13 protein-coding genes and 1 pseudogene are annotated in these 18030 nt (G+C 62.9%); 8 read left to right on the top strand and 6 right to left on the bottom strand.

Annotated features, from left to right (window positions below; genetic code table 11):
• Positions 1-91: 91 nt before the first annotated feature.
• Together LMH93_RS29885 and LMH93_RS12795 are read right to left on the bottom strand one after the other, a co-directional pair.
• Positions 92-769: pseudogene (locus tag LMH93_RS29885) on the bottom strand (PAS domain-containing protein); the annotation flags it as partial.
• Positions 770-1086: 317 nt separating this feature from the next.
• Complete coding sequence (locus tag LMH93_RS12795) at positions 1087-2106, bottom strand: LacI family DNA-binding transcriptional regulator (RefSeq protein ID WP_019751421.1); 1020 nt, start codon at positions 2104-2106, stop codon at positions 1087-1089.
• Between the two features lie 206 nt (positions 2107-2312).
• Here LMH93_RS12795 and LMH93_RS12790 point away from each other — a divergent pair, with 206 nt between their 5' ends.
• The 3 genes from LMH93_RS12790 (at position 2313) to LMH93_RS12780 (ending at position 4705) form a co-directional block, all read left to right on the top strand.
• Entirely contained in the window at positions 2313-2852 is a 540-nt protein-coding gene (locus LMH93_RS12790) for a gluconokinase (protein ID WP_003253831.1), read from the top strand.
• 111 nt (positions 2853-2963) lie between these two features.
• Complete coding sequence (locus LMH93_RS12785) at positions 2964-4316, top strand: GntP family permease (RefSeq protein WP_003253832.1); 1353 nt, start codon at positions 2964-2966, stop codon at positions 4314-4316.
• An 86-nt stretch (positions 4317-4402) separates the two neighbouring features.
• Complete coding sequence (locus LMH93_RS12780; protein ID WP_014590832.1) at positions 4403-4705, top strand: hypothetical protein; 303 nt, start codon at positions 4403-4405, stop codon at positions 4703-4705.
• A 14-nt stretch (positions 4706-4719) separates the two neighbouring features.
• Here the strand turns inward: LMH93_RS12780 and LMH93_RS12775 are convergent, their stop codons facing one another.
• The 4 genes from LMH93_RS12775 to LMH93_RS12760 all read right to left on the bottom strand — a co-directional run bounded on the left by LMH93_RS12775 (position 4720) and on the right by LMH93_RS12760 (position 10135).
• Positions 4720-6147: a sigma-54-dependent transcriptional regulator gene (locus tag LMH93_RS12775; protein ID WP_003253836.1), complete on the bottom strand. Its 1428-nt coding sequence runs from the start codon at positions 6145-6147 to the stop codon at positions 4720-4722.
• Complete coding sequence (locus tag LMH93_RS12770) at positions 6116-7609, bottom strand: sensor histidine kinase (RefSeq protein ID WP_047605205.1); 1494 nt, start codon at positions 7607-7609, stop codon at positions 6116-6118. Before LMH93_RS12770 ends, LMH93_RS12775 begins: the two co-directional genes overlap by 32 nt.
• A 307-nt stretch (positions 7610-7916) precedes the next feature.
• Positions 7917-9368: a sensor histidine kinase gene (locus tag LMH93_RS12765; RefSeq protein WP_060538413.1), complete on the bottom strand. Its 1452-nt coding sequence runs from the start codon at positions 9366-9368 to the stop codon at positions 7917-7919.
• Between the two features lie 173 nt (positions 9369-9541).
• Complete coding sequence (locus LMH93_RS12760; protein WP_230065273.1) at positions 9542-10135, bottom strand: lytic transglycosylase domain-containing protein; 594 nt, start codon at positions 10133-10135, stop codon at positions 9542-9544.
• Positions 10136-10320: 185 nt separating this feature from the next.
• Here LMH93_RS12760 and gspG point away from each other — a divergent pair, with 185 nt between their 5' ends.
• The 5 genes from gspG to LMH93_RS12735 all read left to right on the top strand — a co-directional run bounded on the left by gspG (position 10321) and on the right by LMH93_RS12735 (position 17985).
• Positions 10321-10746 carry a type II secretion system major pseudopilin GspG gene (gene gspG / locus LMH93_RS12755; protein ID WP_014861762.1) on the top strand — a complete coding sequence of 142 codons (426 nt, stop codon included), beginning with the start codon at positions 10321-10323 and terminating at the stop codon, positions 10744-10746.
• A gap of 11 nt (positions 10747-10757) precedes the next feature.
• Complete coding sequence (locus LMH93_RS12750) at positions 10758-11948, top strand: type II secretion system F family protein (RefSeq protein WP_108190374.1); 1191 nt, start codon at positions 10758-10760, stop codon at positions 11946-11948.
• Positions 11949-12139: 191 nt separating this feature from the next.
• Positions 12140-13381, top strand: coding sequence for a multidrug efflux RND transporter periplasmic adaptor subunit MexE (mexE, locus tag LMH93_RS12745; RefSeq protein ID WP_003253847.1), 1242 nt, complete (start codon positions 12140-12142; stop codon positions 13379-13381).
• A gap of 12 nt (positions 13382-13393) precedes the next feature.
• Positions 13394-16573 (top strand): efflux RND transporter permease subunit, encoded by a 3180-nt coding sequence (locus tag LMH93_RS12740; RefSeq protein ID WP_003253849.1) that lies wholly within the window; start codon positions 13394-13396, stop codon positions 16571-16573.
• Complete coding sequence (locus LMH93_RS12735; RefSeq protein WP_003253851.1) at positions 16570-17985, top strand: efflux transporter outer membrane subunit; 1416 nt, start codon at positions 16570-16572, stop codon at positions 17983-17985. The genes LMH93_RS12740 and LMH93_RS12735 overlap by 4 nt, the downstream gene beginning before the upstream one ends.
• The last annotated feature ends 45 nt before the right edge of the window (positions 17986-18030 follow it).

Genomic DNA, 18030 nt, shown 5'->3' with positions numbered 1-18030 from the left:
TCTGCTGCACCACTTCGGTACCCTTGCGCGCGCAGGCATCGGTCTGCACCGAACTGGCATGGGCGGCATGGGCCGCGCTTTGCTGGGTGCAGACTTGATGGGTGATGTCGCTGGCAAACTTGACCACTTTGCACAGGCGGCCCTTGCTGTCGAAGATCGGGTTGTAGGAGGCCTCCAGGAAAACAGTCTGGCCTTGCTTGTTGACGCGTTCGAAGCGGTGCGAGTGGTATTCGCCACGGTTCAGCGAAGCCCAGAACTCCCGGTACTGGGCCGATTCGCGTTCATGCGCCAGGCAGAACAGCCCGTGATGGCGGCCAACCACTTCATCAAGGCGGTAACCCATGGTGTCGAGAAAGTTCTGGTTGGCCTTGATCACCCGGCCTTGCGGGGTGAACTCGATCACCGCCATGGAGCGGCTGATGGCCTTGAGCAGGCTTTCGCTCTCGTGCTCCAGCACCACCCGCTGGGTGATGTCCGATGCCACCTTGATTACGCTGGTGACTTGCCGGTGCTCGTCCAACACGGGCATGTAGCTGGCTTCCAGCCAGACCTCGCGACCCGCCTTGTCGATGCGCTCGAACGTACCGCTGATTGCCTTGCCCTGCCCCAACTCGCGCCACAGCTGCTGGTATTCGGCGCTTTTTGCATAGTCCGGCTCACAGAACAGCCGGTGGTGCTTGCCTCGCAGCTCGTCAGCGCTGTAGCCCATGGCCTGGCAGAAGCGCTCGTTGGCGTCGAGGATAGTGCCGTCAGGGGCGAACTCGATCATTGCCATGGAACGGCCGATAGCGGCCAGTTTGGCTTGCGCATTGGCCAACGCCTGGCGGTTGCGCTGGATTTCTGCCAAATCAGACTTGCGGTGGAAATCGAACATGACGCGGGGCTCCCTATGCGCGATTTTCTGAGCATAGATCGCCGCTGGCAAGTTGTGGCATCGACAGCGCCTGTAGGAGCGGGTTCACCCGCGAACACCGGCGCAGCCGGTGCCATGCCCCCGTCGCCCGCTTCGCAGGTAAACCCGCTGTACATTCGTTTCGGGCCAATCATTCCTGTGGCATTCGCGCGAGAACGCCTTGGCGGGCACTCTCAGGTGCTCTCGCGCACCATCAGCTCAAAGCCCAGATCCTGCTGCGCACTCGTCACCCGCTTGCCATCCAGCAACGCCAGCAACGCCTGCGCTGCGCCCCGCCCCACCGCAGCCCGTGGTGTGCGAATCGAGGTCAGCCGTGGCACCATATGCGCCGAGGCCGGTAGATCGTTGAAACCGACCATCGCCACCTGGCGTGGCACCTCCACCCCTTGACGCAAGGCCTGCAGCACCGCCCCCTGAGCCAGGTCGTCGTTACAGAAGAAGATACCGTCGACATCCGGCGCCTGCTGCATCAGCTGGCTGAACAGCACACTGCCCAGGGCAATCGACGATGGCTCAGGGGCCAACACCTCCAGCTCGGCAGCCTGCAAACCCGCCTCTGCCAAAGCCTGACGGAAACCCTCGGCGCGCTGCATCACCCTCGGGTCCAGCTGCGCGGCAATGAATGCAAGGCGCTTGCGCCCGCGCTCGATCAGGTGCCGTGCAGCAGCACGCCCGGCCTGATGCTGCGAGAAGCCGACTGACAAAGCCCCTGGCTCACCATTGAGTTCCATCATGTGCACACACGGCACGCCGCTGGCAGCCAGCATCTGCCGCGCAGCATCGCTACGCTCGAAGCCGGTCAGCAAAATGCCGCAGGGCTGATAGGCCAGGTAATTGCGGATCAGGTTCTCTTCTTCGGCAAGGTCGTAGTGATAGTTGCCGATCAGCACCTCTAGCCCACGAGGGCGCATGACCTCGTGAATGGCCTCCAGGGTGTCGATGAACAGTTGGTTGGACAACGACGGGATCAACACCACCACTGACTGGCTGCGTGCCGAGGCCAGCGCCCGGGCGGCCGGGTTGGCCACATAGCCAAGGTTCGCTGCTGCGGCGATGACCTTTTCCACCAGGTCAGGCGCAACGGTGCTGACCCCACGCAAGGCGCGCGAAGCGGTGATCGGGGAAACCCCGGAAAGCCTGGCAACTTCAGCCAGGGTGGGACGACCTGTAGTTCGGGAGCCGGTGCGGGACATGAATGTTGTAATTTTACTACTTGCAAGGAGAGGGAACGGCCACTAAGGTAGCGCTGTCTCAGGATGCAGGCAACGTAATCTTTGGTAGCAGCCACTACGCGCTTGCCACCAGGCGTCCATACTGCGTAAGGACAAGACCAATAACACCGGGGAGATGGCTGTTCGTCAACGGCGAGACAGCGCTACCTCACCCGCAGGAGGTACTGATGAATTCTCCCCTGTCCGCCATTGTGGTGATGGGCGTGGCCGGTTGCGGCAAAAGCTGCATCGGCGCTGCCATCGCTGCCAGAAGCGGCGGCCGCCTGATCGAAGGCGACGCTTTCCACCCTGCCGAAAACATCCGCAAGATGAGCGCTGGCATCCCGCTGGACGACAGCGACCGTGCCGGCTGGCTGGTCCGCCTTGGTGAAGAGTTGCAAGCCACCACCCAGGCCGGTGAACGCCCGATCCTGACCTGCTCGGCACTCAAGCGCCGCTACCGCGACACCCTGCGCGATGCCATGCCCGGGCTGGTGTTCGTGTTCCTCGAACTGTCGCCTGCCGAGGCCGAAAAACGCGTGCTGGCTCGCCCAGGGCACTTCATGCCGGCCAGCCTCATCGACAGCCAGTTCGCGGCCCTGGAATCGCCACGCGGCGAGCCACTGACGCTGGCACTGGACGCCACCCAACCGATCGAAGCACTGGCCGAAGCGGTGGACCACTGGCTAAAGCGCTGCGGTGAGCCGGGCCTGGCGCAAACCGCCTGACCTCGGCGGCTTTTCCGTCTCACCAAAGACAGCGCTACCCCAACCCGTAAACGCGGCAAAGACTCCAAAAAGCTACGCCCAAAACAACGATAAGACCGAGGCCTTCAAACCATGTTCGGACTGGCTACTGATACCTTCCTGCTGCTCGACGCGCTGGTTACCATCGTCGGGCTGATCCTGCTGATCACCCACTTCAAGGTTCACCCCTTCGTCGCCCTCACCCTCGCGGCCGGCTTCCTGGGCCTGACCTCCGGCATGCCGGTGGCCAAGGTCATGAAATCGTTCCAGGACGGTTTTGGCGGCGTGCTCGGCTTCGTCGGTATCGTGCTCGCCCTGGGCACCATGCTCGGCAAGCTGATGGCCGACTCCGGGGGTGCCGACCAGATCGCGCAAACCCTCATCCGCGCCTTCGGCAAGAAGAACGTGCATTGGGCGATGATGTTCGCCGCCTTCCTGGTGGGCATCCCGCTGTTCTTCGAAATCGGCTTTGTGCTGCTGATTCCACTGGTGTTCATCGTCGCCCGGCGCTCGGGCGTATCGTTGGTGAAAATCGGCATTCCGCTGCTGGCCGGCCTGTCGGTGGTGCACGGGCTGGTGCCACCGCACCCGGGCCCCTTGCTGGCGATCGGCATTTTCCATGCTGACATTGGCAAGACCATCTTCTACGGCCTGATCGTCGCACTGCCCACCGCGATCATCGCCGGCCCTCTGTTCGGTAACTTCATTTCCCGCTACATCCCGGGCAACCCGTCCCAGGAACTGATGGACCAGATCGCCAAGGAGTCCGATCAGGGCAACCTGCCAAGTTTCAGCATTACCCTGATCACCGTACTGCTGCCGGTCGCGTTGATGCTGCTGAAAACGTTCGCCGACGTGGTGCTGCCTGCCGAGCACATCGTGCGCCAGTGGATGGACCTGATCGGCCACCCGATCACCGCCCTGCTCGCCGCCCTGCTACTGGCCTTCTACACCTTCGGTTCGGCCCGCGGCTTCAACCGCCAGCAGATCATGAAGATGCTCGACCAGAGCCTGGCACCGACTGCCGCCATCGTGCTGATCGTCGGCGCTGGCGGTGGCTTCAAGCAAATGCTGGTGGACACCGGCGTAGGCAACGTGATCGGGCAGATGGCTGTGCAGGCAGAAATTTCGCCGATCATGCTGGCATGGCTGGTGGCGGCGGTGATCCGCATCGCGACCGGCTCCGCCACGGTCGCCACCATCACCGGCGCGGGTATCGTGGCACCGGTGATCGACCTGGTGCCGGGGGTGAACCGTGAGCTGTTGGTACTGGCCACCGGTGCCGGCTCGCTGATCCTGTCGCATGTGAACGACGCCGGCTTCTGGCTGGTGAAGCAGTACTTCAACATGACCGTGGCAGAAACCTTCAAGACCTGGAGCATGATGGAGACGATCCTGTCCATCGTCGGCATCATTTTCATCATGTTGCTGTCGCTGGTGGTGTGACCGTTGATCGGGGTAATGGCACCTTGACGCTTCGGGTAAGGCCAAAGAGAAGTATGAGCCTTACCCGTATAGCAAAGGAGCCTGCCATGCCCCGCTCAATCATCCTGTCGATTGCCCTGCTCGCCTCGCCGCTGGCGTTTGCTGTCGGCACCGGTCCGACCTACCCCGACGACCCGCACAATACGGCGCCACAGCCAGGCGTGGACAGCACCCTCAACCCGATCGAGAAGCCTTTGCCGCGGGACACCGACCCGCGCATACAGGGCAACGAACCGCAAAGCCCGCCGGCCAAGCAGAATGACAACCGCGATCTGCCGGGGATGGATGGCAGTGGGTCGGAAGGTACCGGCCGGCAAGGAGAAGGCAGCTCGGGCACAGGTAACCCCTGACGACACGGTCTGTACTACCACTGACGCTTGTCAGGCCGGGTCAGCCCCAACTTCTCGATCCGGTAACGCAGCATATCCCGCGACAACCCAAGCATCCGCGCCGACTTGGTCACGTTCCAGTCGGTGCGGTCCAGGGTCTTGCAGACAAGGTCACGCTCCATGTCAGGCAGGCTTGTACCCGGCTCTGGCTCGTGCCGCGGCATTTCGAACATGGCCGCCATCGGCTGTTGCGTCAACGGCTCGTCAACCAAGGTCATACACAGGTTCAACTGATGCGCCTGCACCACCTCGTTCGGCGCCAGCAACACGGTCTGCTCCAGCATGTTGCGCAATTCACGCACATTGCCAGGCCAGCTATAACCGAGCATCAGGCTTTCGGCCTCGGCAGAAAAGCGCAGGTTCGGCTTGCCATAACGCCGGCTATGGTGGGCAAGGAAATGCCGCGCCAGTAGCAGAATGTCCTGCCCACGCGAATACAGGCGCGGCACCTTCAGGGCGATAATGCGAAGCCGGAAGAACAGGTCACGCCTGAATTTGCCCTGCTGCACCATTTGCTCCAGGTTACAGTTGGTGGCGCTGATCACCCGCAGATCCACCTTGCGTTCCTTCACCGCACCAATCCGGCGGATGCTGCGGTCCTCCAGCAACTTGAGCAGCTTGGCCTGCAGCACCAGGTCCATTTCGCCGATCTCGTCAAGGAACAGGGTGCCGCCATCGGCAGCCTCCACCAGCCCCACCCGGCGCTCCTTGGCATCGGTGAACGCGCCCTTCTCGTGGCCAAACAGTTCAGCCTCAAGCAGGTTGGCAGGGATCGAAGCGCAATTGAACTCGATGAACGGCCCTTTACTGCGCGAACCATCAAAATGCAGGGCACGGGCCACCAGTTCCTTGCCCGTACCGGTCTCGCCTTCGATCAGCACCGGTGGCAGGTCGTCACTGGCCATGCGCCGCTCGGCATCGAGCACCTGGCGCAGGGTGTGCTTGAGGGTAAGCATCACCGGCGACTCGCCGATCAATGCCTGCAACCCGGACTTCTGCGCCTCACGCTCCTGGTAGAACGACAGCGTGCGCTCCATGCGCTCGGTAGCCAGGGCCTTGTCCAGGGTCAGTTTGAGCTCGGCCAGTACCACCGGCTTGGTCAGGTAATGAAAGGCGCCCTCCTTCATCGCCTGCACGGCATCTTCGACATTGCCGTAGCCGGTCATCATGATCACTTTAAGGTCTGGCGCCTGGGCCACCAGGGTACGTAGCAGGTCGTGCCCGCTCATGCCTGGCAACGAGTTGTCGGTCAGCACCGCGTCAGGTTGCGCCCGCTTGATCTGCTCCAGCGCCAGCTCCGCGCTGTGGCACACGATGACTTCGTAGCCCTTGAGGCTGAGGTAGGTGCGAATGTTGTCGGCAAGGATTTCATCATCCTCGACGACCAGGATGCTGTGCTCCATGTTCCCCTCCCGCTGCAATATTGAATGTAAGGCTGACGCGGGTTCCTTCCTCTTCGCGGCTGCTCAGGCTGACCGAGCCGCCAAAACGTTCCATGATGCGTTTGACCAGGGCCAGGCCTACACCGAGGCCTCCCTGCTTGGTCGTGAAGAACGGTTTGAACACCATCCGTTCCTGCTGTTGGCTCATGCCTTTGCCGGTGTCGGTCAGCACGAACTCGGCACGCAGGCCTTCTTGCACGTTGACCTGGGCATTGAGCATCCCGCCAGCGGGCATGGCCTCCAGGGCGTTGGAAAACAGGCTGTTGAGAATCTGCGTGAGCTGCAGCGGCTGGCTGACCACCCATTGCACGTCAGGCCCTTCGAAATGGAAGCGCACGCCGTTGCGTTCGATCTGCTGGGCAAAGGCCAGGTGGGTGTCCTCGATGGCCGCCACCAGGTCCACGGCCTCGGGCTCATCACTGGCCGGGCGCAACGACACCAGCAGGTCGCGCACCCAGCGCGACATGCGGTCGACCTGGCTGATGATGTCAGTGATGTTCTTCTGCGCAGCAGGGTTGGCGGTTTCCTGGGCAAGTTCGGCGCTGGAGCGTATGTTGGCCAGCGGGTTACGCATGCTGTGAGCCACGGCCGACGACATTTCTCCCAGCGCCACGTAGGTTTCGCTTGCCACCAGCCGCTCCTGCTGCAGGTGCAGCATGTGCGCCGCACGGCGCACGATCCAGAACAGGCCGAAGTAGATCAACGCCCCACCCACCAGTGTCGAGGCCCAGATCAGCACATAGCCGCGCTGGATGCGCCGAATGAGGTCCTGCGGCTCCTTGTAGATTTCCACCATGGCCAGTACCTGCTCACCCTGGCTGTCGAACAGCGGGATGTAGTTCTCGATGAACAGGTAACGCGGTGCGCGCTGGAACTTCTGCTCTTCGCGATCCTCGGCGGCCTTGTGATAACTGGCCGACACCGCCTTGCGCGAGCGGAAGGCGCGCTCAAGATCGCCATCAACTTCTATCTGCTTGCCAATCAGCTCTACGTTGGTGGACCAGACAATAGTGCGGTCGCGGGCATAGACGTTGGCCAGCAAGGTGTCCGGCAGGTGCTCGACATGATCGAGGAACTCGACGCGGGTCGATTCGGCCAAGGCCGGGGTGAACTGCAAGTGCTGCAGGTCCAGCCGCGGGTCCAGCAATTCGCCCATGGTGGTGCCAGGCGGCAATTGCGAATGACGCACTTCAGCCTGGGCCATTGCCTGAATGAACTGCGCGGTGAGCATGGCATCGCGCTGCACGCTGTCGCGCACCACGAAGCGCGTCGAAACGTAACCCAGCCCACCTGCCACCGCGGTAATGATCAACAGGCTGATCACCGAAAACCAGCGCAGCAGGTTGAATTCACGCAAGGGTACGGCCCGTCCGCTGGCGGTCGCATTGGCCTTGTCGGGCGCTTCGTTTTCCAGCATCTGCATCGCGTGGTTCCCGCGCAGGGCGTACGTTCAGAACTGCATCAAGGCCAATGGCAGCAGCCACTGGGTAGCAATCCACCTGGGCAGTCGCAGCTGCCATTTGTCGCGTGTCGCGCTTCACAAACTTCGCTGCAAAAACTCGGCCAGCAGGACTATGCCAAATTAAAAACGTTATTTTTCAGTAGTTTGCAAAAACTTATTAAGAATGATTAGAGGATGATTCCCCACATCTGGGTGATTATCACCCAAAAAAGAAAAATCCTTTTTATATCAATACCTTACTAAATTATATTGAGGTAATTTGACATATTCAGGCCAGTCGAAAGCTTAACGAAACCCTCGTGCCATGGCCTTCGCTGCTGCTGAGCCGGACCGTACCACCGAAACGTTCCATGATACGTTTCACCAGCACCAGCCCCACCCCCAGCCCACCCTGTTTGGTGGTAAAGAACGGTCGAAAAGCCATACGCTGCTGCTCTTCGTTCATGCCCTTACCATTGTCGGCCAGGCGCAAAGTCAGGCTGCGCCGGTTGTGACGTACCACCTCGATACGCAACCGCCCGCCCTGCTCCATCGACTCCAAGGCATTGGCAATCAGGCTACTGAATACCTGGCGCAGCAATACCGGGTGCCCCAACACCTGCACGGCCGGTAACGGTTGCAGGTCCAGGCTTACCCCGCTGCGCGCCAGCGGCACAGCGTAGGTCTGCAGGCTTTCCTGCAACGCCTGCGGCAAGTCCACCGCCAATACCTCGTCGTTCAGCGGACGCAGTGACTGCAGCATCTGGCGGATCCACTGCGACATGCGATCGACCTGGCTGATGATATCGTTGACCTGGCGTTGCGCCGGGCCTTCGTCGAACGCCAGGGCCAGTTCCGCACTTGAGCGGATACTGGCCAGCGGGTTGCGCAAGCTATGGGCCACCGCCGAAGACACCTCACCCAGTGCCACGTAGGTTTCGCTGCTGATCAGGCGTTTCTGCTGTACCGCCAGCAGCCGTGCGGCGCGGTGCATGATGCCGTAAAGGCCGACATAGACCAGTGCAGCGCCGACCGTGATGGCCAACCAGATCAGGATCAGGCCACGCTCGATGCGTGCGATCAGGTCGTGGGGCTCCTTGTAAATCTCGACCATCGCTGTGACCCGATCGCCATCGGCATCGAACAGCGGAATGTAGTTCTCGATGAACAACTGCTTGGGCGGGGTGATGAACTTCTGCTCGGCGCGGGCCTGTTCGAAATTGTGGTAGCTGGCCGAGACCCGCATCTTGTACTCGAAAGCCCGACTCAGGTCTTCGTCGCCTTCGATCAACTTGCCGATCAGTGCCGGGTTGGTGGACCAGATCACTGTATGGTCCAAAGCATAAATATTGGCCAGCAGCATATCGGGCAGGTGAGCGATATGGTCGAGGAACTCGCCGCGGGCCTTGCGCCGGGCTTGCGGGTCGACGTCGGGCAAGTTATTGCGGTCGGTGCGCGGATCGAGCAGTTCGCCCATGGTCCGCACATTGGGGATCGACACATGGCGCACTTCGGCATCGGCAATGGAGGTGATGAACTGTGCGGTGAGTAACGCATCACGCTCGACGCTCTCGTCGATGATGAAGCGGCTGGAAATCAGCCCCAGCCCGGCAGCCACCGAGAGAATGATGGCCAGACTGACCCAGGCATACCAGCGCAGCAGGTTGAATGGCTTGCGCGGGGCGGCCAACTCGCTACCGGCTGGCACGTCAAGAGTGACGGAACGAGGGGCGGCGTCCATAACGGACTCCTCAGCTGGGCACCTTCAGAAGGTTATAGCCCAGACTTGGGGAAACTATAGTATTAAATTGATGGCATCCGCCGAAGGGTATTTATTCGCCCTGACTTCACCTACCCAAAACAGCTTGAGGGTGGCGCGGCCCCTGCGGGAATGCTTGAGCTGCACGCCCGCTGTTACAAAGACGAATCCTCCGTCAACCCTTGCAACTTTCGATACTCGCGCAGCACCGTGGGCACATAGCGCCGGGTCTCGGCAAACGGCGGCACGGCACCGCGCCGCAGTACAGCATCCGGGCCAGCGTTGTAGGCCGCCACGGCCAAGGTGATGTCGTTGTCGAACAGGGTGAGCATCTGCTTGAGGTAGCGTGCCCCGCCCTGCACATTGTCTTCCGGGTCCAGGCGGTCTTGCACCCCCATCTCGCGGGCGGTGTCCGGCATCAGTTGCATCAACCCCACTGCACCCGCCCGCGAACGGGCTTTGGGGTTGTAGCCGGACTCGGCCTTGATCACCGCGTGCAGCAGCGCCGGCGGCAGGTTGTGGAGGCGCGCAGCCGTGGCGACTACCTCGGCGTAAGGGCGGCCGGTGATCATCTGCGCTTTGACCGGCCCGCCCTGGGCCAGCGGCTCGCTGATCACCTTCTCATAGTGTCGCCCTGGTCGATGGACATTGGTCAGTACGTAGCCACCCTTGGCATCGATTGAGATGTACACATCGGCCTGGGCAGCACCTGCCGCCAGCCAGATCAAACCGAGGATGAGTCCACGCATGCCGGTCGCCTCTTCGTCGTGGCCCCCGATGTGGGGGAAATGCCCCGGAAAACCCGAGGACATTCACCACGACGCAAGCACTGTGCCGCTTCCTGTGCCGCATGGCGTAAGGCCCCAAGGCAGACGTGCACGGCTGTTGCATGGTGCATGTCAACGCTTGTCCCCATGCAGTGGAGGGTTTCACCATGCAGCGCAGAACCAACCCGCAACGTGGCTTCACTCTGCTTGAACTCCTGGTGGTACTGGTAGTACTCGGCCTGCTGGCCGGCATCGTCGCCCCCAAATACTTCAGTCAGCTAGGCCGCTCCGAGGCCAAGGTAGCGCGGGCGCAGATCGAGGGGCTGAGCAAGGCTCTGGACTTGTACCGTCTGGAGGTCGGCCACTACCCCAACAGCGAACAAGGTTTGCAGGCGCTGGTGGTCGCGCCCAGTGGCGAGGCTCGCTGGACCGGCCCGTACCTGCAGAAGGCCGTGCCGCAAGACCCGTGGGGCCGCGCTTACATCTACCGGCAACCTGGCGAGAACGGCGGTGAATACGACCTGCTGTCGATGGGCAAGGACGGCCAGCCGGGTGGCGATGGCGAAAACGCTGAAATTACCAGCTGGCAGTAAGGAGAGCGGCCATGCGCTACAGCCTCAAGGCCCTGGGTAGGCAGGGCGTGGTGCAGTTGCAGATCGACGCCGAGGACGCCGACCAGGCCCGCCGCCAGGCCGAAGACCAAGGCCTGCGTGTGCTCAGCCTGCGCAGCAGCGGCGGCGCCCTGCGCAGCATGGCCTGGCGCCGTGAAGCGGCGTTCGACCTGGTGCTGTTCAGCCAGGAACTGTCAACCTTGCTCAATGCCGGCCTGCCGCTGATTGACGCACTGGAAAGCCTGGCGGAGAAGAGCCCCGCAGCGACAGCGCGCAAGGTGCTCGCCGAGCTGGTGCGCCAGCTGTACGAGGGCCGCTCGCTGTCCCAGGCGCTGGGCCAGCAACCGCGGGTATTCCCGCCGCTGTATGTGGCGCTGGTGCAGTCCAGCGAACGCACCGGTGCTCTGGGCGACGCCCTCACCCGCTATATCAGCTATCGCCAGCGCCTGGACCTGGTCCGGCAGAAGCTGGTGGGTGCCTCGGTCTACCCATTATTGCTGTTGCTGGTGGGAGGCGGTGTGGTGCTGTTCCTGCTCGGCTATGTGGTGCCGCGGTTCAGCCAGGTGTTCGAGGGCATGGGCACCGAGCTCCCCTGGCTGTCACGGGTGCTGATGCAGGTCGGCCTGTTTCTGCATGCCCAGCAAGCGCCACTGGCGCTGGGCACCGTCGGTGCGGTCGCGGCGCTTTGGCTGCTGCGCCGGCACCCGCGTGTACGGTACTGGGCCTCCTGCCAACTGCGGCGCCTGCCCGCGCTGCACCAGCGCCTGATGATGTACGAGCTGGCGCGTTTCTATCGCTCGCTGGGCATCCTGCTGCAAGGCGGCATCCCCATCCTCACCGCCATGGGCATGGCCCGCGGCCTGCTCGGCAACGCAGCAGCGCAGGGCCTGGAGCAGGCCAGCCAGCGGGTGGGCGAAGGGCTGCCCCTCTCCGATGCACTGGCGGCCGGGCACCTGGTGACACCGGTGTCACTGCGCCTGCTGCGCGCTGGCGAGCAGTCTGGCAACCTGGGCGAGATGCTGGAGCGCTGCGCCGACTTCCATGATCAGGAAATCGGCCGCTGGGTGGAATGGTTCGTCAAACTGTTCGAGCCGCTGTTGATGACCTTCATCGGCCTGCTGATCGGCCTGATCGTGATCCTCATGTACATGCCAATCTTCGAGCTGGCCTCAAGTATTCACTGAATGGCCAGGCCCAGGCTCTCTCGTAACGTGGTGCCCGCACAGGCGGTGCCCTGCGCCCAACCCTGGCAGCCATCGATAGTTGATCCCCACTTATCATTCAGCGTGATATTAACCTTCGTCCCGTTCGATTCGTGCCTCGCGCGCAACACACTCACACTCCGCCCACTACTAATACATTGGCGGAGTTCTCCATGGAACAATCACTCAAACCCTTGCGCTTCCCCCTCGCTGCCCTGGCAGTGGTGGTGATCAGCGCTTGCGGTCGAACCCCCGACGCCGTGCAGGCTCCCGCCGCGCCGAAGGTAAGTGTGGCCAAGGTGATCGAACAACCGATCACCGAATGGGACGAGTTCACCGGCCGCCTCGAAGCCCCGGAAACCGTCGAAGTGCGCCCGCGGGTCTCCGGCCAGATCGACCAGGTCGCCTTCACCGAAGGCGCCCAGGTCAAGAAAGGCGACCTGCTGTTCCAGATCGACCCGCGGCCGTTCCAGGCTGAAGTCCGCCGCCTTGAAGCCCAGCTGCAACAGGCCAAGGCCACCGCCATCCGCAGCGCCAACGAAGCCCGCCGTGGCGAGCGCCTGCGTGACAGCAACGCCATCTCCGCCGAACTGGCCGAATCGCGCAGCAGTGCCGCCGCCGAAGCCCGTGCCGGCGTCGATGCGATCCAGGCCCAGCTCGACCTGGCACGCCTGAACCTCAGCTTCACCCGCGTCACCGCGCCCATCAGTGGCCGTGTCAGCCGCGCCGAGTTCACCGCCGGCAACATCGTCACCGCCGATGTCACCCCGCTGACCAGTGTGGTGTCCACCGACAAGGTCTACGCCTACTTCGACGCCGACGAGCGCGTGTACCTCAAGTACACCCAGCTGGCCCGTGAAGGCCAGCGTAGCCAGAGCACCCCGGTATACCTGGGCCTGACCAACGAAAGCGGCAACCCGCACCTGGGCCAGATGAACTTCGTCGACAACCAGGTCAACCCGCGCACCGGCACCATCCGCGGCCGCGCGGTATTCGACAACAGCAACGGCCAGTTCACCCCGGGCCTGTATGCGCGCCTGAAGCTGGTCGGCAGCGCCCAGTACGACGCCATGCTCATCAACGACGAAGCCGTGGGCACCGACCTTGGCAAGAAGTTTGTGCTGGTCATGGACAAGGACAACAAAGCCACCTACCGCGCCGTGGAACTGGGGCCAAAGCTGGAAGGCTTGCGCATCGTGCGCAGCGGCCTGGGCAAGGACGACCGCATCGTGGTCAAGGGCTTGCAGCGCGTGCGCCCTGGTTCGCCGGTAACCCCGGAAGAAACACAGATGGCCAGCGAGCAAACCCTCGCCGCCCTCGCCCAGCAGCGGCAGGCCCTGGAGGCCAGCAACCCGGCGCCGAAGGTGGCGGGCAACAACGTGAAAGTCGCCAGCGCCCAGGCGCCACGCGGTTAAGGGACCCTACCGATGAACTTCTCGAAATTCTTCATTACCCGGCCGATCTTCGCCGCGGTGCTGTCGCTGGTGCTGCTGATCGCGGGTTCTATCTCGCTGTTCCAGCTGCCGATCAGCGAATACCCCGAAGTGGTGCCGCCCACCGTGGTGGTGCGCGCCAACTTCCCCGGCGCCAACCCCAAGGTCATCGGCGAAACCGTTGCCGCGCCGCTGGAGCAGGCCATTACCGGTGTGGAGAACATGCTGTACATGTCCTCCCAGTCCACTGCGGACGGCAAGCTGACGCTGACCATCACCTTCGCCCTCGGTACCGACCTGGACAACGCCCAGGTGCAGGTGCAGAACCGCGTCACCCGCACCCAGCCCAAGCTGCCCGAGGAAGTGACCCGTATCGGTATCACCGTCGACAAGGCCTCGCCTGACCTGACCATGGTCGTGCACCTGACCTCGCCGGACAACCGCTACGACATGCTCTATCTGTCCAACTACGCCATCCTCAACATCAAGGACGAGCTGGCGCGTCTGGGCGGCGTAGGCGATGTACAGCTGTTTGGCATGGGCGACTACTCGCTGCGCGTCTGGCTGGACCCGAACAAGACCGCTTCGCGCAACCTGACGGCCAGTGATGTGGTCGCGGCAATCCGCGAGCAGAACCGCCAGGTGGCCGCCGGCCAGCTGGGCGCGCCGCCTGCCCCAGGCTCGACCAGCTTCCAACTGTCGATCAATACCCAAGGCCGTCTGGTCAACGAGGAAGAATTCGAGAACATCATCATCCGCGCCGGTGCCGATGGCGAGATCACCCGCCTGAAAGACATCGCCCGGGTTGAACTCGGCTCCAGCCAGTACGCCCTGCGCTCGCTGCTGAACAACCAGCCGGCGGTGGCCATCCCGATTTTCCAGCGCCCAGGCTCCAACGCCATCGAGATCTCCGACGAAGTGCGGGCGAAAATGGCAGAGCTGAAAAAGGACTTCCCGGAAGGGATGGACTACAGCATCGTCTATGACCCGACCATCTTCGTGCGCGGCTCCATCGAAGCAGTGGTGCACACCCTGTTCGAAGCCCTGGTGCTGGTGGTGCTGGTGGTGATCCTGTTCCTGCAGACCTGGCGCGCCTCGATCATCCCGCTGCTGGCGGTGCCGGTCTCGCTGATCGGTACCTTCGCGGTCATGCACCTGTTCGGTTTTTCACTCAACGCGCTGTCGTTATTCGGGCTGGTGCTCGCCATCGGTATCGTGGTGGACGATGCCATCGTCGTGGTGGAGAACGTCGAACGTAACATCGGGCTGGGCCTGAAGCCGCTGGAAGCCACGCAAAAAGCCATGAGCGAAGTGACCGGGCCGATCATCGCCACCGCCCTGGTGCTGTGCGCGGTGTTCGTACCTGCAGCGTTCATTTCCGGCCTGACCGGGCAGTTCTACAAGCAGTTCGCCTTGACCATCGCCATCTCGACCGTCATTTCGGCGTTCAACTCGCTGACCCTGTCGCCAGCCTTGGCCGCGGTGCTGCTCAAGGACCATCACGCACCCAAGGACCGTTTCTCGCGGTTCCTCGACAAGCTGCTGGGCAGCTGGCTGTTCTCCCCTTTCAACCGGTTCTTCGACCGGGCCAGCCACAGCTACGTCGGTGGCGTGCGCCGGGTCATCCGCTCCAGCGGCATCGCCCTGTTCGTGTATGCCGGCCTGATGGGCCTGACCTACCTCGGCTTCTCGTCCACGCCGACCGGTTTCGTGCCGGCCCAGGACAAGCAGTACCTGGTGGCCTTCGCCCAACTGCCGGACGCGGCCAGCCTCGACCGTACCGAAGCGGTGATCAAGCGCATGAGCGAAATCGCCCTCAAGCAGCCTGGCGTGGCCGACTCGGTAGCCTTCCCGGGCCTGTCGATCAACGGTTTCACCAACAGCCCTAACAGCGGCATCGTGTTCACCCCGCTCAAGCCATTCGATGAGCGCAAGGACCCGAGCCAGTCGGCGGCAGCCATCGCAGCCGCGCTGAATGCTCAGTTCGCCGACATCCAGGACGCTTACATCGCCATCTTCCCACCGCCGCCGGTACAGGGCCTGGGCACGATTGGCGGCTTCCGTCTGCAAATCGAAGACCGTGGCAACCTGGGTTACGAAGCGCTGTACAAGGAAACCCAGAACATCATCGCCAAAAGCCACAACGTCCCAGAGCTGGCAGGCCTGTTCACCAGCTACCAGGTCAACGTGCCACAAGTCGATGCCGCCATCGACCGGGAAAAGGCCAAGACCCACGGTGTGGCGATTACCGACATCTTCGACACCCTGCAGGTTTACCTGGGCTCGCTGTACACCAACGACTTCAACCGCTTTGGCCGCACTTACCAGGTCAACGTCCAGGCCGAGCAGCAGTTCCGCCTTGATGCCGAGCAGATCGGCCAACTGAAAGTGCGCAACAACCTTGGCGAGATGATCCCGCTGGCGACCTTCCTCAAGGTCAGCGACACCTCCGGGCCGGACCGGGTCATGCACTACAACGGCTTCATCACTGCCGAGATCAACGGCGCTGCCGCCCCGGGCTACAGCTCTGGTCAGGCGGAAGCTGCGATCGAGAAGCTGCTGAAAGAGGAACTGCCCAACGGCATGACCTTCGAGTGGACCGACCTGACCTACCAGCAGATCCTCTCGGGCAATACCGCATTGCTGGTGTTCCCGCTGTGCGTACTGCTGGCGTTCCTGGTGCTGGCCGCCCAGTACGAAAGCTGGAGCCTGCCGCTGGCGGTGATCCTGATCGTGCCGATGACCCTGCTGTCGGCCATCACCGGTGTGATCGTCTCGGGTGGCGACAACAACATCTTCACCCAGATCGGCCTGATCGTACTGGTGGGCCTGGCGTGCAAGAACGCGATCCTGATCGTCGAGTTCGCCAAGGACGAACAGGCCAAGGGCCTCGACCCGCTGGCTGCGGTGCTGGAAGCCTGCCGCCTGCGTCTGCGGCCGATCCTGATGACCTCGATCGCCTTCATCATGGGTGTGGTGCCCCTGGTGTTCAGCTCCGGTGCAGGTTCGGAAATGCGCCATGCCATGGGTGTGGCGGTGTTCTCGGGGATGATCGGCGTAACGGTGTTCGGCCTGTTCCTGACCCCGGTGTTCTTCTTCCTGATCCGCCGTTTCGTCGAGCGTCGCCAGGCCCGCAAGGCTGAACACGCTCAAGTGCTGGAGAACCATGCATGAACCTGCTCAAACCCTTGACCCCAAGCTTGCTGGCACTGGCCCTGGCGGCCTGTGCGGTAGGCCCGGACTACCAGGCGCCAGCCACCGAACCTGCTCAACTGGGCAGCGATGTGCAGGCCAAGGCCTACGACCGTAGCCGCTTCGAGAGCCTGTGGTGGAAGCAGTTCGACGACCCGGTGCTGAACCAGCTGGTGCAGGCTTCGCTGGACGGCAACCGTGACTTGCGCGTGGCTTTCGCCCGCCTGAAGTCGGCTCGCTCGATTCGCGAAGACGCCGAAAACGACCCGTTCCCGGTGGTCACCAGCCGTGCCAGCAGCGATCTCGGCAAAGGCCAGATCCCCGGCCAGACCACCGAGCGGGTCAATAGCGAGCGCTACGACCTGGGCCTGGACATGGCCTGGGAACTTGACCTGTTCGGGCGCATCCAGCGCCAGATCGAAGCCAGCGAAGCCCAGGAAGCGGTAGCCGCCGCCGACCTGCAACAGCTGCAGGTCAGCCTGATCGCCGAGCTGGTGGATGCTTATGGGCAGCTGCGTGGCGCGCAATTGCGCGAGAAAATCGCCCTGGCCAACCTCAAGACCCAGCAGGAATCGCGCACCATCACCGAAACCCTGCGCGATGCCGGCGTGGGCAACGACCTCGACGTGGTGCGTGCCGATGCCCGCCTGGCCGGGGTTGAAGCCACCGTGCCGCAACTGCAAGCCGAACAGGCACGGGCGCGGCATCGCATCGCCACCCTGCTCGGCCAGCGCCCTGACGCGCTCAGCGTAGACCTGTCGCCCAAGGCCCTGCCGGCCATCGCCAAGGCGCTGCCGGTCGGTGACCCGGGTGAGCTGTTGCGCCGCCGCCCGGACATCCGCAGCGCCGAGCGCCAACTGGCGGCCGCCACCGCCAACGTTGGCGTGGCCACCGCCGACCTGTTCCCGCGCGTCAGCCTTAGTGGCTTCCTCGGCTTTACCGCCGCCCGCGGCTCGCAGATCGGCTCTTCGGCGGCCAACGCCTGGGCACTGGGCCCGAGCATTACCTGGGCGGCCTTCGACCTGGGCAGCGTGCGGGCCCGCCTGCGCGGCGCCAAGGCCGATGCCGAAGGGGCTCTGGCCAACTACGAACAGCAGGTGCTGCTGGCGCTGGAAGAGTCGGCCAACGCCTTCAGCGATTACGACAAGACCCAGCAGCGTCTGCTGTCGCTGATGCGCCAGAGCGACGCCAGCCGCAAGGCTGCAGAACTGGCCTCGATTCGCTATCGCGAGGGTACCGTGGACTACCTGGTACTGCTCGATGCCGAACGTGAGCGGCTAAGTGCTGAAGATGCACAAGCTCAGGGTGAAGTCGACCTTTATCGCGGCATCGTCTCGATCTACAAGGCCCTGGGTGGCGGCTGGCAACCGGAGACGGTGGCCAGCGCACACTGATTCCACTGCCTCAACGACTCCTTTGGTTGGCTCCTCCCCCAACCG

It is taken from the genome of Pseudomonas sp. CIP-10, assembly GCF_020911845.1.
Taxonomy (GTDB): domain Bacteria; phylum Pseudomonadota; class Gammaproteobacteria; order Pseudomonadales; family Pseudomonadaceae; genus Aquipseudomonas; species Aquipseudomonas alloputida.
The sequence above is the reverse complement of the archived record's forward strand: the minus strand, read 5'-3'. Positions and strand labels throughout refer to the sequence as shown.

Excerpts from the sequence above, each read along its gene's own strand:
- LMH93_RS12795 (WP_019751421.1), bottom strand. The coding sequence starts at position 2,106 with ATGTCCCGCACCGGCTCCCGAACTACAGGTCGTCCCACCCTGGCTGAA.
- LMH93_RS12790 (WP_003253831.1), top strand. The coding sequence starts at position 2,313 with ATGAATTCTCCCCTGTCCGCCATTGTGGTGATGGGCGTGGCCGGTTGC.
- LMH93_RS12785 (WP_003253832.1), top strand. The coding sequence starts at position 2,964 with ATGTTCGGACTGGCTACTGATACCTTCCTGCTGCTCGACGCGCTGGTT.
- LMH93_RS12780 (WP_014590832.1), top strand. The coding sequence starts at position 4,403 with ATGCCCCGCTCAATCATCCTGTCGATTGCCCTGCTCGCCTCGCCGCTG.
- LMH93_RS12775 (WP_003253836.1), bottom strand. The coding sequence starts at position 6,147 with ATGGAGCACAGCATCCTGGTCGTCGAGGATGATGAAATCCTTGCCGAC.
- LMH93_RS12770 (WP_047605205.1), bottom strand. The coding sequence starts at position 7,609 with ATGCAGATGCTGGAAAACGAAGCGCCCGACAAGGCCAATGCGACCGCC.
- LMH93_RS12765 (WP_060538413.1), bottom strand. The coding sequence starts at position 9,368 with ATGGACGCCGCCCCTCGTTCCGTCACTCTTGACGTGCCAGCCGGTAGC.
- LMH93_RS12760 (WP_230065273.1), bottom strand. The coding sequence starts at position 10,135 with ATGCGTGGACTCATCCTCGGTTTGATCTGGCTGGCGGCAGGTGCTGCC.
- gspG (WP_014861762.1), top strand. The coding sequence starts at position 10,321 with ATGCAGCGCAGAACCAACCCGCAACGTGGCTTCACTCTGCTTGAACTC.
- LMH93_RS12750 (WP_108190374.1), top strand. The coding sequence starts at position 10,758 with ATGCGCTACAGCCTCAAGGCCCTGGGTAGGCAGGGCGTGGTGCAGTTG.
- mexE (WP_003253847.1), top strand. The coding sequence starts at position 12,140 with ATGGAACAATCACTCAAACCCTTGCGCTTCCCCCTCGCTGCCCTGGCA.
- LMH93_RS12740 (WP_003253849.1), top strand. The coding sequence starts at position 13,394 with ATGAACTTCTCGAAATTCTTCATTACCCGGCCGATCTTCGCCGCGGTG.
- LMH93_RS12735 (WP_003253851.1), top strand. The coding sequence starts at position 16,570 with ATGAACCTGCTCAAACCCTTGACCCCAAGCTTGCTGGCACTGGCCCTG.